This window comes from Pseudoalteromonas luteoviolacea (assembly GCF_001696455.1).
GTDB classification, from domain to species: Bacteria; Pseudomonadota; Gammaproteobacteria; order Enterobacterales; family Alteromonadaceae; genus Pseudoalteromonas; species Pseudoalteromonas luteoviolacea_C.
The window spans coordinates 79,770-93,168 of record NZ_MAUJ01000009.1; the positions used below are offsets into that span (position 1 = coordinate 79,770).

Consider the following 13,399-nt stretch of genomic DNA (forward strand, 5'->3'; position numbering starts at 1 on the left):
AAGAGACAAAGCCATTTCACCTTTTTGTAACTTATATTTCTTTTTATTATAAAAAATCACAGCTTATTCCTCCTCTACATTAGTAACAGTTAGTTACCTTTAAAAATAGGTCAATAATCCGTCATTAATAATTACCACAAGACCACATCAAAATTATATTAAACAACTAGATATAATATTTAGTATAAATAAATAAAAAACTGTCATTTAATTTACCTCACAAACCAAATAAGAATCACAATCAACCTCAATAACATAACCGTACCCACATCTGGAATTTTGTTTTGACATAGACATAGGTCTAATACTTTGATCTTAATTATCGATCAAATACTCATAAAACAGCAATCCTTTTGCATTAACAGCTGTCCATTTTAAAAACTTGAATAACCAAAAAGGAATTACGTATGTCTGCAAATAACATAAGTCAAAAAGCTGAACTTGATGTGTTTTTAACTGCATTAGAAAATCATAAAATATTTAAAAACAAATACTTTTTACACTTAGCAGAAAATAAATGGAGCCCTGAAAGTTATGCATTATTTCGGGCAAACTTCTTTTATCGCACTGAGTTAACGGTAAAAGGAATTGCGCATGTTTGTGCAAGAGCCGCTGAAGTGAATGACATGGATACATTAATCTTATTCTCTTATATTCTTGGCGAAGAAACAGGCATGGGTAATAAAGCCCACTGCCACGAAGTATTTATGGAAAATGCTTTAAATTTATTTGGTGGTATGGAGTTTGATTTACATCCCTTAAAAGTCATAGATGCTAAAAACAGTCGCTATATTTTACCTGAAACACTGGCTTATCGAGAGCGTGTAACATCCCTTATTTCAAATAGTTACCAGCGAATGCTAGGCGTTGCCATGGCCCTTGAAACCCATGCAGATCACATGCTTACAGCCTTTAGAGAAGGATTTCGTTTAACCCGTGAACACCTCGACAAAGAGCAATACTTAAACAAGGTTGAAATCTATTTTAATGCACATGTAGACAATGGCGTAGAAGAGCGCCATGCCGAAGATGCCCGTCAATGTGTGATCAACAATTGTCAATCACAGAGCGACCTTAACGAAATTATGTTTGGTGCCAATGAAATGCTCAAAGTGCAAGAAGAGATGTGGGAAGCGATGTATGAAAAAACGTTGCAATTAGAAGCCCAAGAGCAAGGAGAGGTGTATGCATAACTCAGTATTTTCTCAAACTTCGCTTGCGCTTAGAGATTCAATCACCCATGGGACGAAAGCCAAAATAGCCAGTATTAACGCCAACTCCGAGCAGCAAGTGATCGACCTTAGCATTGGCACGCTAGACGATATGGCTGATAAACGCATTGACGATGCGGTCATCAACTTCATAAAAAATGATGCCCGTGCAATTCACGAATTTGCGCCAGTAACCGGGTTTGCATTTTTGCGCGAGTCCATCAGTGAGCGAGTATTTCGCTTGCGCGGCTTGCGATATTCACCTACTGATGAAGTCATGGTCACACCGGGCGGTATTAAAGGTGCCATTACGGTTGCGTTTCATACCCTACTCAACCCACAAGATGAAGTCATTGTTCCTTTGCCGAACTGGCCGCACTATGCGGATATGCTCGCGCTGCATGACGCAACGATGGTCCCTGTATTGGTCGATGATTTTTATCAGCAAGGTCTACAACCTGCACAATTAGAAGCTGCCATTACCGATCAAACTAAAATGATAATCCTAGGCGATTGCGTTAATCCCTCTGGCAAAATTTACTCATACAAAGAACAGTGTAAATTGGCCGATGTGATCGCCAAACATAATATTGAGCGTGCCAAGCGCGACCTGCCTGCAATTCAAGTATTGTTTGATTGTCCTTATGAGTCACATATCTTAGACGGTCCAGATACCATTTCTGCCTACACATTTACCGACAAAGATCACACCCAATATGCACTAAGAGACTGTACGACGATTGTCACAGGCCCAGGCAAAACATATGGCATGCACGGCGATAGAGCCGGCTATATCTGCGCACCCGCTCATTTGGTGTCTATGATGGCCCGCGTACAGGTGAATCTTAATTCATTTGCCGCCACCTATGCACAGGTGGCAACGAATGAAGCAATGCAAGCTTACATGGATGAAGTCGCTCACCAACGTGCCATCGATTCTAGAGCAAACTTGCAAAACTATACGGATCTGCTCAATGCCATTGAGGGTGTCGTTGCGCCAGTACCACAAGGGGGCTTTTTCATTTTTGTCGACTTATCAAGCTATGGAGACAAAATGACAGCAGCGGGGTTTGACACCGCACAAGCCTTTATCTTAGAAAAAGCCAAAGTGGCCTCTATCGGGGGTATGCACTTCGCTGAGGGGTGTGAGCAACTACGACATTTTATTCGTATGAACTGCGGCCGAACTAAGGCAACTCTTGAAGAAGCAGCCAGCCGTATCAGGCAGGCGCTCGAGAGCTTATAGTCTGTATGGCCCGGCTTTGCTGGGCCAGATAAGGAAATAAAACCATGCTAAGTAAAAACATAATTAAGTTTTGCATCGTGGGGACTGGCTTTTCGGGGACTGCGGCGTTAGTACACCTAGTGAAACAGCTCATCGCGTCTAAACTAGATTGTCGTCATATTGAACTGGTCACTATTGAGCAACGTAAAAGCAATGGACCCGGCCACCCCTATTGCAATGAAGAGCTACTCCCCACGCATTTGTGTAATAATCAAACTTACATGATGGCGCTATTTGATAATGACTTTTATGACTGGCTATGTGAGCAACGGATGGAGTTGGCCAAGCAAGTACCTGATCTCATTCAAGTGACTCACCCAGACCTAGAAGACCTTACACTTTGGCAACCCGACCAAGATGCCTTTTACCCACGTGCGCTGTTTGGACGATACCTCAATGCCCGTTTCACGCAGTACTGTCGTGTCGCTCAAGAAAATGGCATAAGACTGCGTCACTTCAATGACTGCCAAGTGCTCGATGGCCAATCAACAGCGGCGGGATTTGCACTCCAATTTCGCCCAGCCGCCAGCTTGAATACGACCTCGCTCGTGTTCGACAAGGTCTTACTGGCAACGGGCCATTGGAATAGTATAAAACAGAGCCAATATGATGACCGTGTACTTACCTCACCCTATCCGTATTCAAGACTAAATGCTTGGCTAACGAAACAGCAGCAGCGAGACGAAAAAACAGCACAACACATTTGCATTAAAGGTATGGGACCAAGCGGAATTGACGCCATTTTATCGTTAGTGGAGTCAGGGCAATTTAGTCATAATGCGCAGGGTGATGTCACCGCATTTGTCGCCGATGAATACACAGCTAAGCTAAAACTCTGCGCACTAAGTCGCTGCGGCTTTTTCCCTGCGGTACGTGATAAACGCATTGAACACCAGTTTAAATACCTGACAGAGGAGACATTCTTCGATCTAGAGCAAAAACAGGGAAAGCGCCTCACGTTAGATGACATCTTGCTACTCATTGATAAAGAGCTCAAAGGTGCTTCAAATGGGGCGATTGGTTGGCATGACGTCGCTCACCCTCCTTTTGACTCAGCACTGGAAAAGCTCAAGTACGATGCCTCTTTACCTAGAGATAACGCACTGATCCACACCGTGTTGTTACGAGTAAGGCGCATGAAGTTTTATCGCTATTTAAACGCAGATGAAAAGCAGCGATATGACAGCGAACTCGACACCCACTTTATCCGCACAGCGGTGCCCATCCCGCTGCTCAATGCCCAAAAATTGATCGCGCTGTTTGAAGCTGGCATATTGTCTAGCTGTCAGCTTGGTTATGAGCTCAAGGATGCGATAAAAGTGACTAAAACAGACATAGTGGTTACGTATGGGCAGCCCCAAAAGCAACGTCGTGCAGATGGCCTTATATTGGCAGCCGGACAGAGCTTTAAACTCGCGCACCACCCAGACAACTTAGTCAAATCACTCATTGCACGAGGAGAGTTGCGCCCGCACACTGAACAAAATTACCAAACAGGTGGAATTCAGTTACAGGGGCATGAGTCCTACTGTGCTATGCGGATTAATCCAAATACTCAGCAAGTGGAGGTATCGCCCTACTTATCGTCCTTTGGTGTACTTACTCGCTATTGGCAAAACGAGCGTAACTTTGCAGCTGCTTTTGTAGAGGCCGCGCAAAGTGTCGCCCATGACTGGGTCAATCATATTTACCAACATACGACGTCACAACATTCGCGCACAGATCAAGATAAGGTCCATGCCTAACCGCACGACAAGGAGCAAACAATGGAAATGAAAGAGTTTTACTATGAAAATGGCATTCGCGTCAGCTTATTTAATTTAGATCATAGAGCTGTTCCCTACCATTTTCACCAATCTGTATCCGACATGATTTATTGCGCTAAAGGTGCCATAAACATTGAACTGCCAGATAAACATCAAATATACCATGTACCACTTGGCGAAGTGTTTCAGATCCCCTCCAAGCTAAAACATCGCTTCGCCAACGCGATGGAGCCGGGCATGCCGAGTCGCTACGTCCTCATGCAACTGGGCGAATTCGATATCGAGTTTGTCAAAAACAACAAAAAAATGGATGCGCTACTAGAAGGTGCAACCCATTTTGATTATCAACAAACCGATGTTTATATCGAGAACCGCAAGCAAGATATTCTCGCCTTGGTCGAGCAGTTCGCGGCAAATAAACCCGAGGTTCTCGATGAAGAAGAGCTTAATGATGTACTTACTGCCTTAAAGCTGTTTGCAACACAGGGCGTCGAGGCACGCTTTCCTGAAAATACACTAGAGAGCGCTTAATGGAGTATACCAACTTAACCATCGCCATTATTGTCGGGGTGTTTGGGTTTGCTGGGTTGGTAAAAGGGGTGGTGGGGCTCGGCCTTCCCCCCATTGTACTGGGCCTGCTGACAGCCATCATTGGGATCCATCCGGCAATGGCGCTGGTCGCGCTACCCGCCTTTATCACCAATATCGTGCAAGCAATCAGTGGCCAGTACTGGCGTACTTTGTGGCAAACACAGCGGCTCTTCTTCTTTTTTGCGACCGTTTCAGTCGCACTGGGCTGCCTGCTGACGCAATTCATTGAGCAGGCATATATGTCACTCCTTTTGGGCGTTTTGTTGATCTGCTATGGCAGCCTAGGCATTCTAAAGTTTAAGCCACATATTCGTGTATCTTGGCAACCGCGTGCTGGGATGCTACTCGGTGTGTGCAATGGTGTGTTCACCGGTTTAACAGGGTCTTCAGCCGTGCCCGGTGTATTTTATTTACAGGCCATTGGGCTACCCAAAGAAAAACTCATTCAAGCTATGGGAATTTTATTCACATGTTCATCGCTCGGACTCAGTATTGGCTTGATCTGGCAAGGGATTTTGACGCCGACCACCAGCGCCTTATCGGTTGTCGCGCTATTACCAGCAACAATATTTATGTATCTGGGGGCAAAGTTGCGAAAGCGCATTTCCGTGGCCTTGTTTCAACGAATTTTTTACTCAGCGCTGACGTTGCTCGGCGCGTATGTGATCGTTAAAAACAGCGCCCTAATTGTTTAACTCACAAGGAGTGACACTATGCTAAATAACCACTTAACACAGTTATTATCAGAGCTTGCTAAACTTGGAGAAGAAAATGATGCCAAAGCGTCAAATAAACAGTCTAAATACCTCAATATCACCCATGATACCGGCGAGTTTTTGGCTTTTTTAATCAAAGCCAGTAATACGCGGCGTATTCTAGAGCTGGGCACATCGAATGGTTACTCTACACTGTGGATGGCCAGCGCACTACCCTTTAATGGCCACATTACCACCATCGAAGGGCATGAGCACAAGCACCAACAAGCCCGTAGTAACTTCGAAAAAGCGAACCTCGATGTACAAATCCACAGTGTGCTTGGCGATATATCAACGACATTAAAACAATTAGAGACCCGCTATGACTTAGTATTTTTCGATGCAGATCGCGCCATTTATATGGATATAATCGCCAATATTGAACAATTACTTGTGCCTGGAGGCATCATTGTTTGTGACAATGCAACATCTCACCCTCAAGAGCTTAAGGACTTTATGCACTACCTTAGCCAAAGCCCACACTACACCACGGCCCTAATACCAGTGGGAAAAGGTGAATTTGTCGCACACAAAGCATCGTAGTCGGCTGATTACTTCCAGCCCATTTTCCACGCTGTGGGGTCTTTAAGGTCGCGCCAATTTATATCTTGCTCGCGGTGAGTCATCACAGCCTCGATAATGCACTCGGTGACACGCCCCTCCTCATCAAACTCCACACTGGTGACAATAAAGTGCTTTTCTTTGTGTATAGGGGTGACCGATGTCCATTTGCTATTCAGTAATTTTTTAGGCGTGATGGCATGCTGCATACGAATGTCTACTTACTTTTTTAACCTGTTACGTGCAAAACCCACGATGCGATCATCACTTTCGTGTTGGGATAGGGGATTTCCCCCCTATCTTTTGTTAACGCGCCGATTGACTCACCGAATACTGCGCAATCAGTTTGTCCATGACTTTGGCCGCACTTGCAATGTCAGTCGCTGCCACGCTGATCTGTTCCGCACCGGTGACATTTTCTGTCGCCTTTTGGAAAATCGCGGTGATATTCTGGCTCACTTCGTCAATGGCATTGCTTTGCTGCTGAGTATTGCTTGAAACGGATTCTGTCACGAGTTCTACTTGCTGCGCCTGCTCTACGATTTGCTCGAGTGCTTGCTTAATGGCCTCAGCCCGCTGTGCCGCTTCCAACGCATTCTCTTTGCCTTGGGTGATCACACTCGATGCTTCAGATGAACTCGTTTGCAGCTCTGAAACCAATGCGGAAATTTCTTCTGTAGATTTTTGGGTCCGGCTGGCCAAACTGCGCACCTCATCAGCAACCACCGCAAAACCTCTGCCCTGCTCACCCGCTCGAGCAGCCTCAATCGCGGCATTCAATGCCAATAAGTTAGTTTGCTCTGCGATACTCTTGATCATCTCCACCATAGACGAAATGCTGCCCACGCGCTCGTTCAGCGCATCGACAGTGGTTGCAGAGCGCGCCATGTCATCGGACGCCTGCTGAATAACCTGCACCGCATCCGCAACCACTTGCTGCCCTTGCAAAGACTCCTGCGTGACGGTTTTAGCCGCTGCGGCATTTTCATTCATGGAGTTTGCAATCACCTGAATATTGGCGCTCATTTGCTCAGATGCCGAAGCTATCGTCTGTATGCCCGTCTGCTGACTTATCAAGTTTTCTTGGCTCTGTTGGATAGCCGCTGCCGTTTCTTGAGATGAGCCTGCAATCTGCGCTGATACCCTGGCAAACTCCACCAAGTCATCTTCAAATTGCTTCGTTAAATTATTAATGTTCAGGGCTGAACTACCTAAATCATCTTTGGAGATCACATCTATCTCATGGCCCAAGTTTTTATGTAAGCGCGCGATATCAATGCCCTCAGCAATCATGCTCGATTGACGACGACGCAGTCGAATCGCAAAGAATAATGCAGCGGTCACCACCAGCCCGATCACCAATATTATCAGCTCAATGACCAATACAAGTACCGCCTGCTGCTGAATTTTAATCGCTGTTTCATCCACCAAGTTGAGCGCTTTTTCTTCTGCTTCTTTTAGTATGTTGATGCGATCCGTTGCCGCCCTGAACCACGCCTCCGCATCGAGTCCAAACTCAGCGTTTTTATCGGCTACACCTCGGCGAAATCGCTCAACTTCACGCATTGATGGGTTATCTAATGCCTGTTCGAACATCCGTTTCATGACCAACGGCGATGCCTCCAGTGCCTCATCAAGATAGACCTCTTGCTTGGTTATCAAGGCCACGTATTTTTCTTTAAGCGCAGGTGTGAAGCTGTCTCGGCTAAGTACGTTCGACAAGACCGCCCGCTCTATGCCCGCAGATTCTTTTGCACTAGAAAAGTTATAAATGGCCACCAACTCTGAGGCGGTGGTGTGGTCGTTACTTAATCGCGATGCGGTGATCACGATATGCAGCGCTTTGAGGTTAATATCGGTGTAGTACTTTAGCGCTTCAGAAAGGGGGATAGACAGGTTGTCAACTTGCCCACGCACCGTGGCTAGGCGGCTGAACTTACGCTCAAACTCATCGAGTTCTTTGGCCATTTCGGACATCAAATCCCAGTGTTTTTGTTTTTCTTTTAAAGACGCTAAAAGCCTATCTGTTTGATTGCGCTGTTGGCGCAAGTTGTCTCTAAACTTTGCTCCCTTTGAACCTATAAAGCCCGCGGATGCCCCGCGCTCCTTTTGCGTTTCATGGATCACGCTCAGCACGGCATGACTTAAAAACGCATTATATTCTGCATCATAAGCGTCATTCATCCGCTTCGCCGACACAGATACATCATAAAAAATCACCGCTCCTAGCAGTAAGCACGGTAGTAACACAACGGTAGTCATATGACTAGATACGTATCGAGCAATTGCTTGTAACATCACTGCACCACTATATTTTATTCAACACAACTTATACGACTGTAAATAATTTACAGCTCACACTCTTACAGAAAAAATTATTATTTTCTAGTTAAATAAATGAAAACACTAAAATAAATAACTAAAACTTTTTTCCTATACCTAATTAAGGGAAAATATCGCCTTAATTTGGGTTTTTACTCTAAAAATGTAGACAATATTTTGTGCAGTGCTCGTGTAAAATGACTTTCATTACAGCGATACGATACAAGGCATATTTATGATGTCTTCATCACCTTGCAAATATGCCCAATTATAGCCACTTTATTTATCGACCTTCGCCGATCCGTGCTTTTACCCAAGCCCCCGCTTCTTTAAGCTGGCTGTCAGTAAAGTTTTGATTTGTACAAGCACCCCGCTTGAATACGGCACCACTGCGAAAATCATCCGAGTAATTCCAGTTTGTCCAACTGATTTTCTTTCGTGCCATCAAATCAATGTATTGCTGCGCACTGACAAAATCATTGGGGCCATCGCCATCATAGTTTTGCGTGCCCCACTCACTGACAAACACAGGTAAAACATCTGACGCTTGGTCGAGCACGGTACGATAGTAGTCTTTGTGTGATGCCGCGTAAAAATGGAAGGTATACATGATATTATCGAATTTCACAGGGTCATTGAGTACATCTTGAACACTGCCCCCCGAAGACGCACCAAATGTAGACCAACCGTGTGTCCCCAATAAAATCAATGCATCGGGCTGAATATTTCTGATGACCGGAATCACCTGCTCTGCATAGTGGCGGATCTGAGACCACTCGACTTTATTTGGCTCGTTGGCAATATCATAAATCACATTTTTGCGATGTTTATTGCTGGTGACAATGTCGGTGAAAAACTGTTTTGCTAAGTCCAAATTAAAATTCGGATCGCCCGGATTGAGTTGATGCCAATCCACCAGAACATAAAGCCCACGCTGACTGGCTTTATCAATTAAGGTATTCATTTGCGCAGTAAATCCTGCTGGATCATTTTCGTAACCGCCTTCTTGTACATACAAGCTCAAGCGCACAATATCAGCCTGCCAGTCATACGCTAAAACATCTAAGCTCACATCCGTCATACACTTACCAAGCCCATACCACTGCAATCCATGGCTGCTCATGCCTCGCAGCTGAATACGCGCGTTGTGTTCACTACACAGCCCTGTACCACACACCTTTAAACGGCCATATTTTTCAATCGGGGATACTTGCGTGCCATCACTGCACCGCCCTAGGTATTGCCATGCAGCATTGCTGCCAGGCTCAGATTTGGTCCACCAATTCGCCTGATAGAGCTTATTATCATGCTGCATTTTGTCACCCGTATTGGCATGACTGGGTTTACCCTGCCAATCCAGTTGTGGCCAATTTGGGTAGGCATTTACTCCATCACAACTTTGCCCGTATGCCTGACTACATCCTAGCCCAACAGCCAAAGAGATGGCGCTTAGATAAATCGATTTCATTTTGTTTCCTTTACATGTTGTTTACTTTTTAGTTCCCAATAAGGATATACACGGTTGCGCACAAAATGCTTAGCGCTGAGCGTGGTTTTGATCGCAAAGTATTAAAATTAGCGTGATATGTTTAAGGATTCGGGGAGATACAATGTTCAAAAATGACGAGCAACCTCCATGGCTGAAGGTCAAAACCCTCTTTCAGCGCTCTTGTATATACAACTTAATTTAGGCGTATGCGCTTAACCTTTAGAGCTAGAAGCTGTCACGGCTGTTATCTCTTCAAATAAATTACGTTTATTCATTAATAGGGCGCACCCTTCTTTGTCACGGCGCATAAACAGGATAAAAGTACATGTTAAATAAATTCCTTTTGCTACTGTGGGCACTGTGTTTCACTGCCTCCACACAAGCCGCAATAACACACTTTGGCAGCGAACAAATCATTGGCCTAAACAAACAAGGGACGCCGGTTGTTCGTAGCCTTGATACCCCAACGGTCGTTACTTTTTGGGCTTCTTGGTGCCCGTATTGCAAAAAAATATTGCCGTTACTAGAGGGACTACAACGTAAGCTGGGCACAGATAAGATCCGTATTATCGTCGTTAATACCCGAGAAGAGGGCACGCTCAGACAAACAAGACGCACATACAAAAAACTTGTGAAACAATTTGAGAAAAAAGGCCTGCAACTGGAGTTTGTGTTTGATAAAAAACATGCCTTATACAACACACTCAACAAGCCCGGCCTCCCCTATACCATGGTGATCGATAAACAAGGCAAAATCACCTATGCACAAGCAGGTTATAGCGAGCAAATAGCACCACCTATGCTAGCGGCTATACAAGCGGTATTAAGTGACGGCAGTACCGCCAAACATTAAAAAAGCCCTGCAAGCTAAAGAGCTTGTAGGGCTTTGCAAATACAAATTTTTATGTATCAGGAATTAAACTTATTTTAGCTCGCCTGCCTCACATTCACGCCATTCACTCAGAATGCCATCATTCGCAGCACGCCAGTTTTCCAGTACGAAGGTCACTTCTGGGATCTCTTTAATGTTAAACGAGAAATGGAAACCTTCCGCTTTGTCATCCGTACGGATACACGGTACTTTCGGGTAGATGGTCTGGAAGTTTAATGCATCACCTTTGGCAATCACTAAGCCTTCACTCAACCCTTCAAAGCGCGGTGTTAAATCGTCTAACCCACCATTAATGTGGCTTACTTTGACATTCTCGATGGTGTAATCACCGTCTACTGCCGTCATGGACCACTGTGTAGCGCCTTCTTCTAAGTAAGGTTTAGAGCTAGAGTAAAAGTCGCTGGCGAAAGGCGGTTTGTTCTCGTACGGTAATGGGTGCCATAGGCTCTCGCCATCCGCATTTAAACTGCGCAATCTCACCCCTTTGGCATCTTCCATAGAGTCGACATTAACCACAAAATCGTAGTTCTCAGCGTCATTGATCAAGTCAGTCGCGTAGTAACGGAATACGTAAGTGCCCGGCTTGCTAAATACTTGGCCTCGGCTATCTGGGCAATCCGCTTTGTCTGGGTAGCTGGTAAACGTACCACCACTTGCCGGTGTGCTCACTAGCTCTTGGTGCCAATGTACTTCGTCGCCATCAGCATCCACAATCACTGGGCGATGTAGCAACGACATACAAGGCAAGATTTGATAATAGTTTTCGCCTTGGCTCAATCTGCCCCAACTTCTTGCCCACACTACAGAGCGGATCTCAGGCACGGTGTTCGACACTTTCGCAAACCCTGTGTCTTGAGAATATGACTTCGCCATCAGGCCACGATCGTCTTCAACAATCAAACGCGCGGTGTAAGACCCCGGCACATCCGTTTTGACTCTAGCGCGGCGGTATTCTTGGCTTTCTGGCTCAATTACCGCCTCAATCACCGCATTACTGCCATCTGGCTTATCTACTAACTCCCAATGGAATGTCATTGGGTCATTGTTTGGATCTTTACTCGATGCATCAAATACTAGGTCGTTACCGACAATCACTGATTTCGATTGGGCATCGACCCCACGGGTTGAAGGCTGACCATTTACGTTACCAATTTTAGCTTCCATTGACGCTTCTTTGGTGACTTGATTGACGCCGTCAGTCACCGTCATGCGGACAACATAAGTCCCTTCTACATCCAACTTTTGGATCTTTTTACCAAGCGGTTTCCATGAGCCAATATCAACCAGCTCAACCGTACTGCCTTCTGGTTTTTGGATAAGCTCGGCATCCACAATTGAAATGTCATCGGCTTCTGGGTCATAACCGATAAAGTTAAACTCAGCTCTTAAACCTACTTCTTGCTCGCCAATACTGTACGATGGGTAGTAACCCGTTGCGTGCAATTTACCAATGGGTGCTGCATTGCTCGTCGCTTCAGGATCTTTCTCAACGGTTACTTTAATTTCAGCCGTGTCGCTTTTTTTGTCGCCATCAAAAACAAACATGGTCAAGGCATATTCGCCCGCCGCCACAGGTGTGAATTTCAGTGTACTTGTTTTGTTACCTTCCAACGTTGGCAATGGCACATTATCAGGTTCAACTGGGCTGTACGCCCACTGCCAACGATATTGCAGTGCTTCACCTTCAGGGTCGAAGCTTTCGCCAGCATCTAACACAGCTTGTTGACCTAGCGTGATGGTTAAGTCTTCAACTTTAGCCACAGGAGCAACATTTGCGGTATATATTTTTACAACCACATCTACTGGATCAGCGGCATTGTCACCTAAGCTCACAACTAGCTGCATCTTGTATTCACCAACAACATCAACGTCCAGCTTCGCGAGTTCTTGATCGCTATCATTGAGCTTTGCAGCACTGTCTTGTGGCTTTTCTACAAGGGTCCAGCTGTAGGTTAATTCGCCTTCAGCACCGGTCGGCAAGATACTGTTACTGGCATCTAAATCGACCGTCGTAGTGCCAAGAGGTTCTTCATAGCTGGTTTTTGTCACTGCAACAGGTTTAGTACTCGTTGCGGTAAACTGTATGGTTGAGGCTTCACTCTCTTTTTCACCGTCTTTAACTGTCAGGCGAACTACATAGTCGCCAGGCAGGTCCGCGGTAAATTGCGTATCCACACCGTCCTCGCTATTTAAAACCGCTTTACTAAATGGCGGTAACGTCGTGATTTCCCAGTCGTACGTTAATGTACTGTCGGCGCTGCCTTTACTTTCTGCGCCACTGAGTGTGACGGTGACATCCCCTTGCTCAACAGAGAATGAACTGCCTTCGCTCGAGGTAACGTTAATTGCTGCCACTGGCTTTTCGGTCGTTGTGCCCGTGCCTGTTGAAGGCGTCGTTGGTGCTGTAGGCGTAGTCGTTGGGGTTGTTGTATTGTTATCAGAACTGCCACCACAGGCAGTTAGTGTGACTGACACCCCTAATGCAGCCAAAATACTGAGAGCACGATTCATGCGATTCTCCGTTGTT

Annotated in this window: 11 protein-coding genes; 7 read left to right on the forward strand and 4 right to left on the reverse strand. The window is 45.5% G+C overall.

Annotated elements, in window-relative coordinates:
• Window positions 1-407 precede the first annotated feature (407 nt).
• The 6 genes from A7985_RS20865 to A7985_RS20890 are packed head-to-tail and all read left to right on the forward strand — an operon-like array spanning window position 408 to window position 6,151.
• Window positions 408-1,193 carry an iron-containing redox enzyme family protein gene (locus A7985_RS20865; RefSeq protein WP_065792394.1) on the forward strand — a complete coding sequence of 262 codons (786 nt, stop codon included), beginning with the start codon at window positions 408-410 and terminating at the stop codon, window positions 1,191-1,193.
• Window positions 1,186-2,457, forward strand: a complete 1,272-nt coding sequence (locus A7985_RS20870) for a pyridoxal phosphate-dependent aminotransferase (RefSeq protein ID WP_065792395.1) — start codon at window positions 1,186-1,188, stop codon at window positions 2,455-2,457. Before A7985_RS20865 ends, A7985_RS20870 begins: the two co-directional genes overlap by 8 nt.
• A gap of 44 nt (window positions 2,458-2,501) precedes the next feature.
• Window positions 2,502-4,241 (forward strand): FAD/NAD(P)-binding protein, encoded by a 1,740-nt coding sequence (locus A7985_RS20875; RefSeq protein ID WP_065792396.1) that lies wholly within the window; start codon window positions 2,502-2,504, stop codon window positions 4,239-4,241.
• A 21-nt stretch (window positions 4,242-4,262) separates the two neighbouring features.
• Complete coding sequence (locus A7985_RS20880) at window positions 4,263-4,793, forward strand: cupin domain-containing protein (protein WP_065792397.1); 531 nt, start codon at window positions 4,263-4,265, stop codon at window positions 4,791-4,793.
• Window positions 4,793-5,548, forward strand: coding sequence for a sulfite exporter TauE/SafE family protein (locus A7985_RS20885; protein ID WP_065792398.1), 756 nt, complete (start codon window positions 4,793-4,795; stop codon window positions 5,546-5,548). Before A7985_RS20880 ends, A7985_RS20885 begins: the two co-directional genes overlap by 1 nt.
• Before the next feature lie 18 nt (window positions 5,549-5,566).
• A complete protein-coding gene (locus A7985_RS20890; protein ID WP_063382968.1) occupies window positions 5,567-6,151 on the forward strand; it encodes an O-methyltransferase in 585 nt (194 codons plus the stop codon).
• A gap of 8 nt (window positions 6,152-6,159) precedes the next feature.
• On the opposite strand, the gene A7985_RS20895 is transcribed toward A7985_RS20890, so the two are convergent.
• The 3 genes from A7985_RS20895 to A7985_RS20905 all read right to left on the reverse strand — a co-directional run bounded on the left by A7985_RS20895 (window position 6,160) and on the right by A7985_RS20905 (window position 9,959).
• A complete protein-coding gene (locus A7985_RS20895) occupies window positions 6,160-6,378 on the reverse strand; it encodes a TIGR02450 family Trp-rich protein (RefSeq protein ID WP_063372074.1) in 219 nt (72 codons plus the stop codon).
• Between the two features lie 97 nt (window positions 6,379-6,475).
• Window positions 6,476-8,467 carry a methyl-accepting chemotaxis protein gene (locus tag A7985_RS20900; protein WP_065792399.1) on the reverse strand — a complete coding sequence of 664 codons (1,992 nt, stop codon included), beginning with the start codon at window positions 8,465-8,467 and terminating at the stop codon, window positions 6,476-6,478.
• A gap of 307 nt (window positions 8,468-8,774) precedes the next feature.
• Window positions 8,775-9,959 carry a cellulase family glycosylhydrolase gene (locus tag A7985_RS20905; protein ID WP_065792400.1) on the reverse strand — a complete coding sequence of 395 codons (1,185 nt, stop codon included), beginning with the start codon at window positions 9,957-9,959 and terminating at the stop codon, window positions 8,775-8,777.
• 346 nt (window positions 9,960-10,305) lie between these two features.
• Here A7985_RS20905 and A7985_RS20910 point away from each other — a divergent pair, with 346 nt between their 5' ends.
• Window positions 10,306-10,833: a TlpA disulfide reductase family protein gene (locus A7985_RS20910; protein WP_065792401.1), complete on the forward strand. Its 528-nt coding sequence runs from the start codon at window positions 10,306-10,308 to the stop codon at window positions 10,831-10,833.
• 69 nt (window positions 10,834-10,902) lie between these two features.
• Here A7985_RS20910 and A7985_RS20915 read toward each other — a convergent pair whose 3' ends face one another.
• Window positions 10,903-13,383: a PKD domain-containing protein gene (locus A7985_RS20915; protein WP_065792402.1), complete on the reverse strand. Its 2,481-nt coding sequence runs from the start codon at window positions 13,381-13,383 to the stop codon at window positions 10,903-10,905.
• Between the last annotated feature and the right edge of the window lie 16 nt (window positions 13,384-13,399).